This is a genomic window from Chryseobacterium sp. Bi04 (genome assembly GCF_918698085.1).
Lineage (GTDB): Bacteria > Bacteroidota > Bacteroidia > Flavobacteriales > Weeksellaceae > Chryseobacterium.
Map to the genome: position 1 here is coordinate 116,590 of NZ_CAKKLP010000007.1, position 16,228 is coordinate 132,817.

A 16,228-nucleotide genomic window follows, 5' to 3' on the forward strand; every position below is an offset into this window, starting at 1 on the left:
TTTGTTTTGGATATGGAACAGAAACATGGGTTGTTCAAAAAAGAAATTTTAAAATCCTTAAATTTGTTTAAATTAAATTTTCTATGAGTTTTTTTGAAGAAAAGAATCCTGAAATGGACAGGTATTTGGAAGCACATGCTTCTTCAGAATCAGAAATACTGAAAAAGCTGAGAAGGGAAACCTATCAGAAAACAACACAGCCCCACATGATTTCAGGATATCAGCAAGGAAGACTTTTAACCATTATTTCCCAAATGCTGAAACCCAAAAATGTGCTGGAAATAGGAACATTTACAGGATATGCTACCTTGTGTCTGGCAACAGGTCTTGCTAAGGATGGAAAAATTACAACTTTGGATGTGAATGAAGATCTTGCATACCTGCCAAAGAAATATTTTGAGACGAGTGAATATGCCAGTCAGATTGAATTCAGGCTTCAGGATGCTAAAGAGTTTTTGAAAGAAACAGATGAGGTTTTTGACCTTATTTTTGTGGATGCTGATAAAGAAAATTATGCAGACTATTTTAGACTCATTAAACCGAAAACGAAATCCGGATCTGTAATTATGTTTGATAATGTCTTGTGGTATGGAAAAGTACTGGAAGAAAATCCAAAACAGAAATCTACACAGTCTATCAAAGAATTAAATGATTTAGCGGCAAAAGATGAAGATTTCGAAAATCTTATTTTACCTTTGCGTGATGGAGTAAATTTTCTGAGAAGAAAATAAATTAAAAGATTTAAAAATTAAGAAATTAAAAGATTTTACGGAATCTGATTCTTTAATCTTTAAATCATTCAATCTTTTAATCTTAATGAATGAATAAAGGAATTTGTATTGTTACAGTAGCGCCGGTCCGTGCTGAAAATTCTGACAAAGCGGAAATTGTCACGGAAATATTGTTTGGGGAAAGTGCTGATATTTTGGAGGTTAATAAAAACTGGACTAAGATAAAAATGCACTATGACGGCTATGAGGGATGGATGGATACGAAACAGATAAAGCCTGTAACAGATGAAGAGCTTGCTAACAGAAAAGTTACTATTGTTACTGAAGACTTCTCTTCCGTACTCATGAACGACGGTAAAACTTTGTTATCTATGGGTTCTGAGGTGGAATTTCCTGCTGTAGCCTCAAAAAGAAGTCATGACCTACGGGAAAGTATTGTCCTGGCTGCTCGTGAATTCATTAATGTACCCTATTTATGGGGTGGGAAAAGTTTCTTTGCCGTAGACTGTTCCGGTTTTACCCAGTTGGTTTATAAAATTCATGATATAAAATTACCCAGAGATGCTTCTCAGCAGGCTGAAGTAGGAGAAGCACTTACTTTTGTGGAAGAAACACAGCCTGGAGATCTTGCTTTTTTTGAAAATGCTGAAGGCAAGATTATCCATGTAGGTATTATGCTGGAAAATCAAAAAATTATCCATGCCTCAGGAAAGGTGAGGATTGATACGCTGGACTCTACGGGAATCTTCAATAAAGAAATGAATAAACATACCCATAAGTTGAGAGTACTTAAAAGTGTTATTTAAAATATGAAAATCTCCAGCATATTATTAATTGTAAATACGCTATTGCTTATTGTAATTTGGGCATTTACAGGAATTAAATATGCTGCATTACCAGAGGTGATTCCTACTCATTTTGACTTTCAGGGAAATGTAGATGGAGAATCTGGAAAAACTGCGATCTGGGCCCTTCCGTGTATTGCTACTTTTATTTCTGTTCTTTTTGTTGGAATATCCAGAGATCCCAATTCTACTTTACTGAATGTTCCTAAAAGTTTTCGTAATAAAGAGACTTTAGAATTGTATGTGTTTTCCCTGCAGCTTCCTGTAATGCTTTTATTTTTAGATATTATTTTAGAGAGCGTTCGGATAGCAGAGGGTAAGCAGACTGATCTCAGTAATGCTATTTTTATTATTCTAGGATTGCTGTTTACAGTGATTGGAGTAGGATTAGTGAAATCAATTCAGGAGAGCCTCACAAAGAAATCTAACGATAAATCAAATCAAAATTGAAACTGATTTACAACATATTTATTAGCCTTCTCATTTTCGGAATGAAGGCTTTCTCTTTGATTAATGATAAAACTAAAAAAGGCGTTGACGGCAGAAGACAATCTTTGGATAAAGTAAAAACTGCCTTTTCAAAAGAAGACAAGGTGGTCTGGATGCATGCCGCAAGCTTGGGAGAATATGAGCAGGGGCTGCCGGTTTTGGAAAAACTAAAAGAAAGACTGCCGGATCACAAAATTCTGGTAACGTTCTTTTCTCCGTCGGGTTATGAAAATGTTGTTAAAAAAAAGCATATAGCAGATGTGATCTGCTATCTCCCTTTTGATAAAAAACGTACTGTAAAAGACTTTACATCACAGTTTAATACTCAACTGTTTTTTACGGTGAAGTATGACTATTGGTATAATCTGCTGGCTGAGCTTAAGAGTAAAAATGCAAAGGTGTATGTGATTTCTGCATTGTTCTATGAAAGACAATCTTTCTTTACTTCCTATGGAAAGTGGTTTGTAAAACAACTTCAGCATAATGTAGATTGGTTTTTTCATCAGACTCAGTTTTCCCTTGCTCTTGCTAAAAGTGTAGGCCTGGTGAAATCTTCAGTAACGGGAGATACCAGGTTTGACCGTGTAAGACAGCTTAGGCTACGCGACAATCATGTAGATTATATTGCAGATTTTATAGGGAAAAATAAAGCAATTGTTTTTGGAAGCTCATGGCAGGCAGAGGAGAAAATTGCAGCAACGGTATTCCGAAAAAATTCCAGGTTAAAACTGATTATAGCGCCTCATGACATGAAAAGAGTGGAACATTTAAAAAGTATTTTCCCTGAGGCATTGTTGTATAGCGAAATGCAAACCTCTCAAGCCATAAATCTCAATACTCAACTCTTGATTATAGACAGCATAGGTTTATTGTCAAAGCTGTATTCCTATGCAGATATTGCTGTAGTGGGAGGAGGTTTCCATGATGCAGGGCTGCATAATATCCTGGAGGCAGCCACATTTGGTGTTCCTGTTATTTTTGGGAATCATTACAAAAAGAATCCTGAAGCAGATGACCTTATCTCTGTAGAAGGTGGGAGATCTTTTGCTGATGAAGCTACTGCTGCAGAATTTGTCTTATTTCTTACCAATGACGATAACAAAGAAGAATTGGCAGCAATGTCTCAGAATGCTGAGAAATTTGTTGACGGGAAGCCTAATGCTACAGAAATGATCCTTCAGAAAATCCTATCTTAAAAATCCCTGGCTTTTAATCTCTTTCATAATCGTTTCAATATTCTCGGGAATCTTTTCACATTCAAACCAGTTGAAATCAAGGCCATTATTGATACAGAGTTTTTGCAGGTAATGGTTTTCCAAGATTTTATTTTGGGTATCACTCAGGAGTTCATCAATTTCCATCCAGTAATCTTCATCCAGCTTTTTAGCTAAAATCAGATACTTAAATATTTTATTGATGATATAAAGATAGAGTTTGTAGACATTGTCAAACCTCTGCCGGCTGAGGTCATCATTATATTCTAAAATGGCATTGATCATCAGTAAATTAAGAGAGATGTCTCCAAATTTATCAGTGGTAATCTTTACATGCTCTGTAACTTCTGCGCTTATTTTGCGGATAATGGTCAGGAAATACTTCGCATTGCCAATATATTTTGAAGCTAAAAGAACCTTTTCGGCTACTTCCTTTTCCATTGCATTTCTTTTATCATCCGTGTTTTCAGGATCAATAAGTTCGAAATATAATTTTTTAGACAGCAGTTTGTCCTTTTTTAAAAGTCTGAAGATAAGTTTATCCTTTTCAGGGCCGGAAAAGGCACTCAGTGCTGCTTTAAATTCTTTTGAATACTCCATTAATTAAAAATTTTTGAATACTTTAAAAATCCGTTTACTGCCCAGTTGACAGTGTAATACAATGATTTTACAGTAGAAAAGCCCATAAAATCCTTATAGACCAGATATTGGTCTTTAATAATGTCCTTCTTCTTTCTGGAAACACTGTTTTCCCGCATTCTGTATTTCGCCATTGTTTTGTTGATGGGCATTCCTTCCGGAATTACTTTTAGAAGATTCAGCCACATTACGTGATCCTCACGCTTACTTTTTACGGGAAATAAAAATTTTCCCGCTCTTTTGGTGTCATACATCGTTGAAACCGGAGCTAGTCTGCATGTTTTCAGAAGGTTTGAAAAAGTAACTACCGTGTCAGCCATAAAATCCTTTAATATAGGCTTCAGATGTTCATCACATCGGGAATAATTGCAGTACACAAGCTCTGCATTATGTTCCTGCATATAATCAGTCATGGTTTCCAGATATTCCGGATACCAGTAATCATCAGAATCAAGAAAGGCAATATATCTTCCCTGAGCTCTTTCAAGACTTTTATTTCTGGCATTTCCTGCACCACCGTTTTTTTCCAGTACCAGTAATTTTATTCTGGGATCATTGTACTTTCTGAGGATTTCTACGGTATTGTCTTTAGAAAGGTCATCCGTGATCAGCCATTCCCAGTTTTCATAGGTCTGGTTAAGAACAGATTGTATTGTTTCTTCAATGAATTCTGCAGAATTATAACAGGGAGTGATGATGGAGACGAGGTCTTTCATTTGTGGTTTTAAATATATTCAAAATTATAAAAATCTTTTTTCATAAAAGTGCCAGGAGGAAACTCCTATTCCAATTACGGTCAGCATACAAATAATACCCATTACATAAGGGTTATAATCTTCAAAGAGCCCTAATGTCTGGAATACCCGGATGACAGGAAAATGAAATATGTAAATACCATACGTAAAGTCTCCGTATTTTCCGAAGTTATTCAGGAATTTAAAAGAGTAGGCAATATACAGTACAATAATACTGATCATGATAGGAGAGAATAGTTTTATTTTAAAAATAAGATCTATCCATACGGTGATCATAGCAATAATAAAAAGCGTATGCTTGTGTTGAATGAATTTATCAAAATTAAAATACAAAAGCATCCCGCCAATAAAATAACATAATGATCCGGGTAATTGTCTTGAGATGGCTGCCTTTCCTGTCATTTCAAAATAATTTAGAAATACCAGGGAAAGAAAATACAATACAATCAGACTGATATTTCTGTATCTATTGTTTTTTCCGAAGAATAAAAACATGAAGGGAACGGCAATATAGAAGCACATTTCTATTTTGAGAGTCCATAATGCACCATTTACAGCCTGATTGCCAAATACGCCGGGAAGCCATGGTGATTTAAAATTCATGAAAATCGAATTCCAGAACCAATACTTGTAGACCTGTGCATTGCCGAAATATTCAGAAAATGATAATTTACTGACAAGGCTTAGTAAGACTGTACAGAGAAATACCACCAGTAAATAGGCAGGAACAATCCTGTTGAATCTCTTTTTTGCATAGCTTTTTAAACTGGAAGATCTTTCATAACTTCTTGCAATTAAAAAACCACTGACGATAAAAAACGAAAAAACCGCGACTTCTACTGGGCTGTGTTCTAAAAATTTAAGTTGAGGAGAGACGCTTAAGGCGCCTAAATGTCCCACAAATACAATGAATGCCAGGAGAACACGGATAAAGTCAAAATTATTTTTCGTTATATCTTGCATTTTTTTCTTTCTTATCTACAAAAATAACTTTTTTAATAAAATAGAGGGCTTTTCGAAGGTTCAATATTTGTTAAATAAAGGCAATATCGTCCTTAAGTGTTTAAAAAAATGTATAAATAAAGGTTGACTCAATAATTTTTCACAAAAAATAGTAATATAAATCAAAAAAATTATAATTTTAGCCCTTGAAAAAATTGATCTATGAAGAAATTAGCACTACTATTTGCCGGGTTATCATTATTTGTAGCTACCGGATGTAATGATGATAAAGATCCTGTCATGGAGGCTCCTATTGTGGGGGTCTGGCAGCCTTTAAAGGAAGTGGTTACCACTGTGGAAGTGAATGAGCAGCCGATTTCGGATGTCATTACCTATTCTACATGTCAGAAAGAATCCAGATGGAGATTCAATACTGATGTTGTGGGTAAAAGAACTGACTGGGGAGATACAGCTACACCAGGGCAGTGTGCTATTGTTTCTGATAAAAACTTTACCTATACTTATGATAAAAGCAGTAAATCTGTGCAGATAAAGTATCAGGGAATTGTAGAACCGGTTACTGCAAAAGTGGTTACCCTGGATGATACAACGCTCAATCTTGCAGTAAGAGAAGAGACAGAGGATCCGACTGTATTTAAAACAAGAACCTATACTTTCAAGAGAATTCCTCAACCATAATAAGTATACTTCAAGATATAAAACAGATCTCATCCCAGGATGAGATTTTTTTGTTGGATATCGATTGGTAATTAATAATAAATTAAATTTTTATTTCTTTTAAAATCATTAATTTTGTGAATCTTGTTAAAAGAAAATGACATTCAATAGTTAAAGTCTAACATATAACATATATATAAAGTGTTTTACGATCATCAGCAGATAGAAAAAAAGTGGCAGAAATACTGGGAGGAAAATCAAACCTATAAAACCTCCAATAACACAGATAAACCTAAATTTTATGTACTCGATATGTTTCCGTATCCATCCGGGGCAGGGCTTCACGTAGGTCACCCACTTGGGTATATTGCTTCGGATATCTATGCAAGATATAAGAGACATCAAGGGTTTAATGTTCTCCACCCGGTAGGATATGATAGCTTTGGGCTTCCTGCTGAGCAGTATGCAATCCAGACGGGACAGCATCCGGCAATCACCACAGAACAAAATATCAACAGATATGAAGAGCAATTAAAAAAAATTGGATTTTCATTCGATTGGAGCAGAGAGGTAAGAACTTCTGATGCTTCCTATTATAAATGGACACAATGGATTTTTATCCAGTTGTATCATTCCTGGTATAATAAAAATACAGATAAAGCGGAAGCTATAGATACCTTAATCAAGCATTTTGAAGAAAAAGGTACAGAAGGACTGAATGCCAATCAAAATGATGAACTTAGTTTTACCGCAGAAGAATGGGTGAATGCTTCTGAAGTGGATAAAGAAGATATCCTATTAAATTACCGTCTTTCCTACAGAGCAGAAACAACAGTGAACTGGTGTCCTGCTTTGGGAACAGTATTGGCGAATGATGAGGTGAAAGACGGAAAGTCTGAAAGAGGAGGCTTTCCAGTATTCCAGAAGAAAATGATGCAGTGGAGCATGAGAATCTCTGCCTATTCTGAAAGATTATTACAAGGGCTTACTCAATTGGATTGGCCACAACCTCTGAAAGATGCCCAGGAATACTGGATTGGAAAATCTCAGGGTACCCAGGTGAAATTTCAGGTAGAAGGTCATGATGAAATCGTTGAAGTTTTCACCACAAGACCTGATACTATTTTTGGAGCTACTTTTATGGTGTTGGCTCCGGAGAATCCTTTAGTGGAAACAATTACTACAGCTGCACAAAAAGCAGCAGTAGATACTTATATAGAAGAAACTTCCAAAAAAACAGAAAGAGACAGGATGGCTGACGTGAAAAACGTGAGCGGAGCTTTCACCGGAAGTTATGCCGTGAATCCTTTCAGCAATGAGAAGATGCCGATCTATATTTCAGATTACGTATTGATGGGCTATGGAACAGGAGCTGTAATGGCTGTACCTGCCCATGACGAACGTGACCACAGATTTGCTAAGAAATTTAACCTGGAAATTAAAAAAGTGGTGGAGACTGAAGAAGACGTTCAGGAGAAGTCTTTTGATTCTAAAGATTCTGTTTGTGTCAATTCTGATTTCTTAAACGGACTGCATTATAATGAGGCAAAATCAAAAATTATCTCGGAAATAGAAAACAAAGGAATCGGTCATGGAACTACAAACTACAGACAGCGTGATGCCATTTTCTCAAGACAGCGTTATTGGGGAGAACCTGTTCCTATATATTATAAGGAAGGGATGCCATATACGTTACCGGTTTCTGCTTTACCATTGGAACTTCCAGAAGTTGAAAAATATTTACCTACTGAAGATGGAGATCCTCCATTAGGAAATGCAAAAGTATTTGCGTGGGATGAGGCAAACCAAAAAGTGGTCTCTACAGATTTAATTGATGATCAAACTATTTTCCCAATAGAATTGTCTACCATGCCGGGTTGGGCTGGAAGCTCATGGTATTTCCTTAGATATATGGATTCTCAGAATGACGGAGAATTCTGTGCAAAGGATCTTTCAGATTATTGGGGACAGGTAGATCTATATATAGGAGGTAGTGAACATGCAACGGGTCACTTGTTATATTCCCGTTTCTGGAATATGTTCTTAAAAGACAGAGGCTGGATCAGTCATGATGAACCTTTCCAGAAACTGATCAACCAGGGGATGATTTTAGGAATGAGTGCTTATGTATACAGAATAGACGGAACCAATCAATACGTTTCTAAAAATATTGCGGCCAATTATCAGACTCAGCAAATCCATGTTGATGTATCCTTATTAAAAGGAACCTCTGATGAATTGGATACAGAAGCATTCAAAACATGGAGACCAGATTATGCTAATGCAGAGTTTATTTTAGAAGATGGAAAATACATCACAGGCCGTGAAGTAGAAAAAATGTCCAAGTCAAAATACAATGTAGTTAATCCGGACGATATCTGTGAAGAATATGGAGCGGATGGTTTAAGACTGTATGAAATGTTCCTGGGACCATTAGAGCAATCTAAACCTTGGAATACACAAGGGCTTAGCGGAGTGTATGGTTTCCTTAAAAAATTCTGGAATCTGTATTTTAACGGCGATGTATTTGAAGTTTCTGAGGAAGAACCTACCAAGGCAGAATATAAAATTTTGCATACCTTAATAAAGAAGGTGGTTTTTGATATTGAAAACTTTTCTTTCAATACCTCGGTGTCATCATTTATGATCGCTGTGAACGAGCTGCAGAAAATAAAATGTAACAAACGCAATATATTGGAACCTTTAGCCGTTATCATTTCTCCGTATGCCCCTCACATCTGTGAAGAGCTTTGGAGTTTACTGGGACACGGTGCATCTATCGAATTTGAAAGATTTCCTGCATTAAATGAAGAATATCTTGTTGAGGACGAAATTGAATATCCGGTAAGCGTAAATGGTAAAATGAAGTTCAAAATTTCGCTTTCTGCTCAATTATCTGCTAAGGAGGTGGAAGATTTGGTGATTTCAAATGAAAAAATGCAACAGATTTTGGAAGGTAAAACCCCTAAAAAAATCATTGTAGTTCCTCACCGTATTGTGAATATCGTAATTTAAAAAAAAATTAACATTGGGAAATTAAAAAAAATGGGGTGCTAATTTTTTTGATTTTTTAACTCAAATGTTAAATTTGGAAAAAATATATAAAATATCTAAGAATAATTATTATTTTAAAATCGTATTAATTTTTCTTTATCAAAAAAAAGCAAAATGTTTAATTAAGACTCTTGCATTTTAATTAATTTTGCCTTTAATTTACACCCTGTAAAAATTTAAAACAATATAATTTAGTTAAATATGGAAATGAATGTTTCAAAAAATGATGAGCAAGTAGTTGCTAGAAAAGCGGGAGGTTTAAATCCAGCTGTTATTATTCCTATTCTATTTGCTATAGGAATTTGTATTTATTTATTCGTTCTTGGTAACCCAGGAAACTTTAAAGATGCAGACAAACTAGGTAGTGGTTCTGTAGCTTTCTCAAGTGTTGAAGGAAAAGACATTCACCCAGAGTCGTTTTTAGGTATTATCTACAAAGGAGGGGTTATTGTACCAATCTTGATTACTTTCATGATTACGGTAATTGTTTTCTCTTTTGAAAGATATTTCGTACTTGGTAAAGCTGCCGGAAAAGGAAACTTAGACAACTTCGTTGTACAAGTAAGAAGCTTATTAAACCAAAACAAAATTGATGAAGCTCTTGAAGAGTGCGACAGACAACAAGGTTCAGTAGGAAACGTAGTAAAAGAAGGTCTTACTACTTACAAAGCTCTTTCTCACGATACAACTTTAAATAAAGAGCAGAAAATGGTAGCTCTTAACAAAGCTATCGAAGAGGCTACTACTCTTGAGATGCCAATGCTTGAGAAAAATATGATGATCCTTTCTACTTTAGGTACGGTTGCTACGCTAATCGCTCTTTTAGGAACGGTAATCGGGATGATCAAGGCGTTCTTCGCATTAGGTTCAGGAGGAGGTACTCCAGATGCTGCTGCACTTTCTACAGGTATCTCTGAGGCATTGATTAACACAGCTTTAGGTATTGGTACTTCAGCAATCGCTATTATCCTTTACAACTTCTTTACTTCTAAAATTGATGGATTAACTTACAAGATCGACGAGATCTCTATGAGTATCCAGCAGTCTTTCGCTGAATTCAACTAAGAATTAGCAAGGTATTTGCATTGGCAATTAAAAGAAGTTTAATTAAAAATATTTTATAATAATGGCGAGAGTCAAACCAAAAAGACATGGAGTAGTGACGGACATGACCGCGATGTGTGACGTTGCGTTCCTACTACTTACATTCTTTATCTTGACCACTCAGTTTAAAAAACCTGACGTGGAGCAGATTAAACCGCCATCTTCAATATCAGAGAAGTTACTTCCTGACGCAAGTTTGATGACCATCAACGCTACTCCGGACGGAAAATTTTATTTCCAGCCAGTAGAGAATGCATCAGAGAGATTACAGCTTTTAGACAAAATGGGCCAAAAGTATAATATTACTTTTGACAACAAACAAAAAGCATCATTTCAGAAAGTACAAGCTATTGGGGTTCCTATGAACCAACTGAAAAGCTATCTCGATTTGTCAGATGAGGAGCAGAAAAATTTCAAGAGTCCTAAAGGGATTCCTATGGATAGTACAAATAAGCAGTTAGTTGACTGGGTACAGCAGAGTTTGAGCGTAAATCCTGATTACAAATTAGCAATCAAGGGTGATGTTACGACTCAGTATCCTAAAGTTAAAAGCCTATTTGAAGGTTTAAGAGATATTGATTTTCTTAAATTCTGGTTGATTACATCACAAGAGGGTAAACAATAATATATCATTAGAAATGGCAGAAGTACAAGTACAGGAAAAAGGCGGCAAAGGCGGCAAGGTACGTTCCAAGAAGCAGAATACCAGAGTCGATATGACTCCTATGGTGGACTTGGGTTTTCTATTGATTACCTTCTTTATGTTCACAACCACATTTAGCAAACCGAATGTAATGGATTTGGGTCTTCCGGCTAAACCGAAAGATGAAAAACAAAAACCACCTCCAACAGAGATTAAACTTTCTAACTCAATTTCTTTATTATTGGGTAAAGACAATAGGATTTTTTGGCATCAGCAGGATAATACTTCCTTAACTGATCAGAATCTTAATGAAACTTCTTTCGATAGAGAAGGGATTAGAAAAGTAATTGAGCAGGCAAAAGCAAACGCGGCAGATAAAACTAAATTTACTGTTATTATCAAACCGACTGACGATGCTGTATATAAGAACTTTGTAGATATTCTTGACGAAATGGCAATTACTAAAAGTGAGCAATACGGGGTAACCGATGTGAAGCCTTGGGAACAAGCTATTTATAATAAGAAGGTTGGTAACTCTGGAGCTCCTGCAGCACCAGCAACAAAGTAATTTAACCATAAAATTGTAAAAATCTATGGCAGATGAAAATGTATACAATCAAAATCTTACTTTAGACGAGATTGTATTTGAAAATAGAAACAAGGAATATGGTGCCTACGATCTTAGACATCAGTATCCGAGACTTCTGACAAAATCATTTATTGTTGGAACGGCATTATTCCTGGTTGCGGCATTGTCTCCTTTTATTTATCTTACCATTAAGAGACTTACTGAGCCGCCTAAGCAAGAAGTGAAGGCAGACTTGGTAGAAATTCTTCAGGAAGATAAAATTATTGAGCAGCCAAAAGAAGAAGAACCACCTCCACCACCTCCACCTCCAAAAGAAGAGGAGAAAATTGAGGTCATCCAGAACGTGGTTCCTGAGCCTGTAAAAGCTCCGAAAATTGAAACTCCACCACCACCGATTTCTAAGCAGTTGGAAACAACAACTGGTTTGAACAATCAGGAGGGGGTTAAAGCTCCGGCTTATACGCCACCACCGCCACCACCATCTACAGGTACTAAAGCTAGTACTGTGGAAGTAAAAGCGAATAATCCTAACGAGATCTACAAAGATGTAGACCAGTCTGCAGAATATCCTGGAGGTATGGGTGCATTAAGAAAGTTCTTAGGAGATAACTTCGATACTTCTCTAATGGAAGGAGGTGAAGGTACGCTTAAAGCTAAGCTTAAGTTCGTTGTAGAAAAAGACGGAACTGTTTCTGGAGTTACCATTGAAGAGAAATCTCCAAATGGCGACTTCAACAGTGAAGCGATTCGTGTAGTTAAGAAACTTAAAAAGTGGACTCCAGCGAAAAGAAATGGAGAAAGCGTTAGATCTTACTATAGCGTTCCATTTACTATGAACTTTGAATAATTAGACTTATTTATTCATAATATAAATAAAAAGAGAGGCATATGCTTCTCTTTTTATTTTTTTTGTATTTTTGTTACATGATGTTCAATTGGTTATCCCTGGTTACGGGATTGTTTTATATCGTTTTAGGAATTGTAGTCATTATCTATAAATTCTTTTTTACAATTTTGGAACCTGCTATTGCCTATGCAATGGGAACTGTTCTGATTATTTATGGAATATTCAGGATCTACAGGGCACTTTCAAAAATTAAAAAATCAAAGAATGAAGAATAGTTTTAAGATTGTAGTTGTTTTTATTCTGAGTATAATGCTCATCAACTGCAAAAAGGAAGAGAAATCTCCGTCTTACAATAAAGGTGACCTTACAATTTATACTGACGAATCTTTTCAAAGTGTTACAGAAGCATTAGCCGACGGCTATATGATCAACTATCCGGAAACACGTATTAAAGTGGCTACACAAAAAGAGGATTTAGGACTTCTTGACCTCCTGAATGGGAAGGCAAAGGTTATTGTAATGTCTAGAAACCTGACTACAGAAGAAGTGAAAACTTACGAAGAAAGAACCGATTTAAAGTTTTTACCTTCAAAGTTTGCTGCTGATGCTGTTGTCTTTGTGGTTCCTAAAAACTCTCCAAAAGAAAATATTTCAATGAATGAGATTAATGAGGGAATGCTATCTGAGAACAAGAATTTTATTTTTGATGGTACGAATTCCAGTAACTTGAATTTTGTTGCTGAAAAGCTGAAAAAACAGCCGAAAGATCTTAAGTTTTCAATTATTCCCGGGAATAAGAAAATCATAGAAGAATTAGCTCAGTATCCGGATAAAATTGGAGTAGTGGGGTTAAATACCTTTAGCCGTCCTTACGACAAAGCCTCTGAAAAGTTAAGAGAAATGGTTAAGGTGCTTCCTGTTGTACAAAATGGAAAACAGTATACGCCTGATTTTGAAAATCTTCGTTCAATGGAATACCCATTTACAAGAGTTCTTTATTTTCTGGCTAACGAAGGTAATTTTAACATTGCTAATGGCTTTATGAGATTTTCATGTACTCATTTAGGACAGAAAATTGTTCAGAAAGAAGGTTTACAGCCTTACAACGTATACCGTAGAGAGGTGCAGATGCGTTAAAAATTATTAAATTCGCAATATAGCTTCGCAAAAAGTGTTATTTTGGTCTGAAAATTGTGTATAATATAACTCAAATATTAGAAATTTAAAATGAAAGATATAATGAATATGAATGTAAAGAAGATTGCTTTTGGAGCAGCTGTGGTATTTTTTGCCGGTTTTACCTCTGCACAAACACTGCAGGATGGTATCAACAGTATAGACAGTGATAAATTTGCTCAGGCAAAAACTAATTTCACTGATATGATCACTAAAGAGCCTACTGCTGAGAACTACTTCTATTTAGGAAATACTTTCTTAAGACAGGGTGAGCCAGATTATGCTAAAGCTATTGAAAGCTTTAATAAAGGGATTGCTGCTGACGGAAAGAGTTATCTTAACAAGATTGGTTTAGCTGCTGTAAAATTAAGTAAAGGTGATAAAAGTGCTATCGCTGAAATCCAAAAAGCAGTTACTGATTCCAGAGAAAAAGATGCTGAAGTTCTATTCAGAGCTGCTGAAGCATTAACTTTATTTGAAAAAAACAGTTCTCCGGATCTTGCTATTCAGTTCCTGACCAAGGCTATTGAAAAAGCAGAGAGAAAGGGTGTGCCTGCACATTATTATTATACATTAGGAGATGCCTACAGATTGAAGAGAATGCCGGGAGAAGCAATGTCAGCGTATGATAAAGCTTTACCGTTAGCTAAAAATAAAGCATCTGTTTATACAAGAATGGCAACTTTATGGATGGCCGCTCAACAATGGCAGCAGGCTAAGCAGAATATTGATAAAGCTATTGCTGTAGATGCTACTTATGCTCCTGCTTATAAAGCATTAGCTTCTTACGATATCAGATATCAGCAAAATGCTAAGGCTACGCAAGACCTTATCAACTATACAAAATATGCTGATGAAGATCCATATACTCAATTGGAAATTGCTAAATTATATTTCACTAATGAAGATTATGTAAACTCTAAAACAGTATTGGACAAAATCTTTGATAAAATTGAAGATCCTATCAAATTCAAATTAAGAGCGTATCAGTCTTATGCTGATGGAAATTATGCTGAAGCAAAACAGAATATGGATACTTTTGTTTCTCAGGCAGAGAAAACCAGAGTATTACCTGCAGATCAAGGTTTACAGGGACTTATTGCTGCAGGATTGGCAAAAACAGAAACTGATGCTGCTAAAAAAGCTGCTTTAACTACTGAATCTCAGCAAAAAATTGCAATTGCAAAAGCTGCTAAAGATGAGACCATGAAGTGGGATCTTGAATTAGCTAACATTGCCGGAGGTGGAGGTGCTTCACAGGCAGAAGCGGATAAAGGACCAACTAATCCAACTATTGAAGGCTTGAAAAAGCAAGTTGCAGCTAATGCTCAGGATTCTGATGCTTTATTTAAATTAGCGACCGCTTATCAGGATGCTAAAAACTGGAATGGAGCAATTCTTACTTGGCAGAAAATGAGTGCACTTCTTCCGGATTGGGCACCAGCTTACTACAGCCAGGGGTATTCTTACCAACAGGCAGGAAATAATGAAGCGGCAAAAATTGCTTATGAGAAATTTATTTCTACTGTAAAACCTGCTGACCAGGAAGCTAACAAGCAGACTCTGGCTTATGCTTACTTTGCTGTAGCTTATATGAATAAAGATACTGATCTGGCAAAAGCTAAAGATTATGTAGCAAAATCTTTACAGCTGGATCCTACTTACCAGGATGCTATAAAATTAAATGCAGAAATCAATAAGTAATTTAAAATTTAAATTATAGATATTAAAACTTCCCATTCGTAATGTTTGGGGAGTTTTTGTTTTAAACCTTATATTTGAAGATATGAAAACTGATATACTTGCTTTTGGAGCACATCCTGATGATGTAGAATTAGGATGTGGCGGAACTATTGCTAAAATGGTTTCTGAAGGAAAAAAATGTGTTGTCGTAGATCTTACAAGAGGAGAACTCGGAACAAGAGGTACAGATGAAACAAGAAAAGCGGAAGCTGCAGATGCTGCCAACATTTTAGGTCTTTCCGCCAGAGAGAACCTCGGAATGAAAGATGGCTTTCTAGTCAATTCTGAAGAATATCAGATGAGGATTGTAAAAATGATCCGCAAATACCGCCCGGAAATCGTCTTAGCGAATGCAATTGATGACAGACATCCGGACCATGCAAAAGGAGCGAAATTAGTGTCGGATGCGTGCTTTTTGTCTGGGCTTAGAAAAATTGAAACAGTAGAGGAGGGTGAGATTCAGGAAGTATGGAGACCCAAGCATACTTTTCATTATATTCAATGGAAAGATATCAAACCGGAATTTGTAATTGATATCTCAGAACATCTTGATAAAAAACTGGCAGCCTGTATGGCATATAAAACCCAGTTTTATGATCCCGCTTCCAAGGAGCCTGAAACTCCAATTACGACAAAAGACTTTTATGAAAGTTTAACTTACCGTGCCCAGGATTTAGGGCGTTTATCGGGAGTGGCTTATGCTGAGGGATTTACGTCTGAGAAGTTAATTGCAATGAAAAATTTTGAAGGAATTGTTTGGTAATTAAAAAATCTTTCCT

At 36.0% G+C, this 16,228-nt stretch carries 17 protein-coding genes; 14 read left to right on the top strand and 3 right to left on the bottom strand.

What is annotated here, in order from left to right:
* Positions 1-83: 83 nt before the first annotated feature.
* The 4 genes from LQV47_RS12865 to LQV47_RS12880 all read left to right on the top strand — a co-directional run bounded on the left by LQV47_RS12865 (position 84) and on the right by LQV47_RS12880 (position 3,261).
* Positions 84-731: a class I SAM-dependent methyltransferase gene (locus tag LQV47_RS12865; RefSeq protein WP_230037470.1), complete on the top strand. Its 648-nt coding sequence runs from the start codon at positions 84-86 to the stop codon at positions 729-731.
* An 89-nt stretch (positions 732-820) separates the two neighbouring features.
* A complete protein-coding gene (locus LQV47_RS12870) occupies positions 821-1,537 on the top strand; it encodes a C40 family peptidase (protein WP_230037472.1) in 717 nt (238 codons plus the stop codon).
* Between the two features lie 3 nt (positions 1,538-1,540).
* Positions 1,541-2,026: a DUF1648 domain-containing protein gene (locus LQV47_RS12875; protein WP_230037474.1), complete on the top strand. Its 486-nt coding sequence runs from the start codon at positions 1,541-1,543 to the stop codon at positions 2,024-2,026.
* Positions 2,023-3,261 (top strand): glycosyltransferase N-terminal domain-containing protein, encoded by a 1,239-nt coding sequence (locus LQV47_RS12880; RefSeq protein WP_230037476.1) that lies wholly within the window; start codon positions 2,023-2,025, stop codon positions 3,259-3,261. Before LQV47_RS12875 ends, LQV47_RS12880 begins: the two co-directional genes overlap by 4 nt.
* Here LQV47_RS12880 and LQV47_RS12885 read toward each other — a convergent pair.
* From LQV47_RS12885 to LQV47_RS12895, 3 genes are read right to left on the bottom strand one after another with little or no spacing between them, the layout of a single operon-like run.
* Positions 3,253-3,879, bottom strand: coding sequence for a deoxyuridine 5'-triphosphate nucleotidohydrolase (locus LQV47_RS12885; RefSeq protein WP_230037477.1), 627 nt, complete (start codon positions 3,877-3,879; stop codon positions 3,253-3,255). The two genes, LQV47_RS12880 and LQV47_RS12885, sit on opposite strands and share 9 nt — an antisense overlap.
* Positions 3,879-4,634, bottom strand: coding sequence for a glycosyltransferase (locus tag LQV47_RS12890; protein WP_230037479.1), 756 nt, complete (start codon positions 4,632-4,634; stop codon positions 3,879-3,881). The genes LQV47_RS12885 and LQV47_RS12890 overlap by 1 nt, the downstream gene beginning before the upstream one ends.
* 24 nt (positions 4,635-4,658) lie before the next feature.
* Positions 4,659-5,636 (bottom strand): acyltransferase, encoded by a 978-nt coding sequence (locus tag LQV47_RS12895; RefSeq protein ID WP_230037480.1) that lies wholly within the window; start codon positions 5,634-5,636, stop codon positions 4,659-4,661.
* Between the two features lie 201 nt (positions 5,637-5,837).
* On the opposite strand from LQV47_RS12895, the gene LQV47_RS12900 reads away from it, so the two are divergent.
* The 10 genes from LQV47_RS12900 to bshB1 all read left to right on the top strand — a co-directional run bounded on the left by LQV47_RS12900 (position 5,838) and on the right by bshB1 (position 16,212).
* Positions 5,838-6,314 (top strand): lipocalin family protein, encoded by a 477-nt coding sequence (locus LQV47_RS12900; RefSeq protein WP_230037482.1) that lies wholly within the window; start codon positions 5,838-5,840, stop codon positions 6,312-6,314.
* Positions 6,315-6,494: 180 nt separating this feature from the next.
* Positions 6,495-9,308 carry a leucine--tRNA ligase gene (leuS, locus tag LQV47_RS12905; RefSeq protein ID WP_230037484.1) on the top strand — a complete coding sequence of 938 codons (2,814 nt, stop codon included), beginning with the start codon at positions 6,495-6,497 and terminating at the stop codon, positions 9,306-9,308.
* Positions 9,309-9,548: 240 nt separating this feature from the next.
* Positions 9,549-10,412, top strand: coding sequence for a MotA/TolQ/ExbB proton channel family protein (locus tag LQV47_RS12910; protein WP_047488818.1), 864 nt, complete (start codon positions 9,549-9,551; stop codon positions 10,410-10,412).
* Between the two features lie 61 nt (positions 10,413-10,473).
* Positions 10,474-11,076: a biopolymer transporter ExbD gene (locus LQV47_RS12915; protein ID WP_230037486.1), complete on the top strand. Its 603-nt coding sequence runs from the start codon at positions 10,474-10,476 to the stop codon at positions 11,074-11,076.
* 13 nt (positions 11,077-11,089) lie between these two features.
* Positions 11,090-11,662: a biopolymer transporter ExbD gene (locus tag LQV47_RS12920; RefSeq protein WP_230037488.1), complete on the top strand. Its 573-nt coding sequence runs from the start codon at positions 11,090-11,092 to the stop codon at positions 11,660-11,662.
* Between the two features lie 25 nt (positions 11,663-11,687).
* The gene (locus LQV47_RS12925; RefSeq protein WP_230037490.1) at positions 11,688-12,530 is read left to right on the top strand and encodes a TonB family protein; all 843 of its coding nucleotides are present in this window, start codon (positions 11,688-11,690) and stop codon (positions 12,528-12,530) included.
* Positions 12,531-12,607: 77 nt separating this feature from the next.
* Complete coding sequence (locus tag LQV47_RS12930; RefSeq protein ID WP_230037492.1) at positions 12,608-12,805, top strand: DUF308 domain-containing protein; 198 nt, start codon at positions 12,608-12,610, stop codon at positions 12,803-12,805.
* Complete coding sequence (locus LQV47_RS12935) at positions 12,795-13,667, top strand: substrate-binding domain-containing protein (RefSeq protein ID WP_230037493.1); 873 nt, start codon at positions 12,795-12,797, stop codon at positions 13,665-13,667. The genes LQV47_RS12930 and LQV47_RS12935 overlap by 11 nt, the downstream gene beginning before the upstream one ends.
* A 90-nt stretch (positions 13,668-13,757) precedes the next feature.
* The gene (locus LQV47_RS12940) at positions 13,758-15,410 is read left to right on the top strand and encodes a tetratricopeptide repeat protein (protein ID WP_230037495.1); all 1,653 of its coding nucleotides are present in this window, start codon (positions 13,758-13,760) and stop codon (positions 15,408-15,410) included.
* An 82-nt stretch (positions 15,411-15,492) separates the two neighbouring features.
* Positions 15,493-16,212 carry a bacillithiol biosynthesis deacetylase BshB1 gene (gene bshB1, locus LQV47_RS12945; RefSeq protein WP_230037497.1) on the top strand — a complete coding sequence of 240 codons (720 nt, stop codon included), beginning with the start codon at positions 15,493-15,495 and terminating at the stop codon, positions 16,210-16,212.
* Positions 16,213-16,228 lie beyond the last annotated feature (16 nt).

Coding starts and splice junctions, on each gene's coding strand:
- LQV47_RS12865 (WP_230037470.1), top strand. CDS start 84: ATGAGTTTTTTTGAAGAAAAGAATCCTGAAATGGACAGGTATTTGGAA.
- LQV47_RS12870 (WP_230037472.1), top strand. CDS start 821: ATGAATAAAGGAATTTGTATTGTTACAGTAGCGCCGGTCCGTGCTGAA.
- LQV47_RS12875 (WP_230037474.1), top strand. CDS start 1,541: ATGAAAATCTCCAGCATATTATTAATTGTAAATACGCTATTGCTTATT.
- LQV47_RS12885 (WP_230037477.1), bottom strand. CDS start 3,879: ATGGAGTATTCAAAAGAATTTAAAGCAGCACTGAGTGCCTTTTCCGGC.
- LQV47_RS12890 (WP_230037479.1), bottom strand. CDS start 4,634: ATGAAAGACCTCGTCTCCATCATCACTCCCTGTTATAATTCTGCAGAA.
- LQV47_RS12895 (WP_230037480.1), bottom strand. CDS start 5,636: ATGCAAGATATAACGAAAAATAATTTTGACTTTATCCGTGTTCTCCTG.
- LQV47_RS12900 (WP_230037482.1), top strand. CDS start 5,838: ATGAAGAAATTAGCACTACTATTTGCCGGGTTATCATTATTTGTAGCT.
- LQV47_RS12910 (WP_047488818.1), top strand. CDS start 9,549: ATGGAAATGAATGTTTCAAAAAATGATGAGCAAGTAGTTGCTAGAAAA.
- LQV47_RS12915 (WP_230037486.1), top strand. CDS start 10,474: ATGGCGAGAGTCAAACCAAAAAGACATGGAGTAGTGACGGACATGACC.
- LQV47_RS12920 (WP_230037488.1), top strand. CDS start 11,090: ATGGCAGAAGTACAAGTACAGGAAAAAGGCGGCAAAGGCGGCAAGGTA.
- LQV47_RS12925 (WP_230037490.1), top strand. CDS start 11,688: ATGGCAGATGAAAATGTATACAATCAAAATCTTACTTTAGACGAGATT.
- LQV47_RS12930 (WP_230037492.1), top strand. CDS start 12,608: ATGATGTTCAATTGGTTATCCCTGGTTACGGGATTGTTTTATATCGTT.
- LQV47_RS12935 (WP_230037493.1), top strand. CDS start 12,795: ATGAAGAATAGTTTTAAGATTGTAGTTGTTTTTATTCTGAGTATAATG.
- LQV47_RS12940 (WP_230037495.1), top strand. CDS start 13,758: ATGAAAGATATAATGAATATGAATGTAAAGAAGATTGCTTTTGGAGCA.
- bshB1 (WP_230037497.1), top strand. CDS start 15,493: ATGAAAACTGATATACTTGCTTTTGGAGCACATCCTGATGATGTAGAA.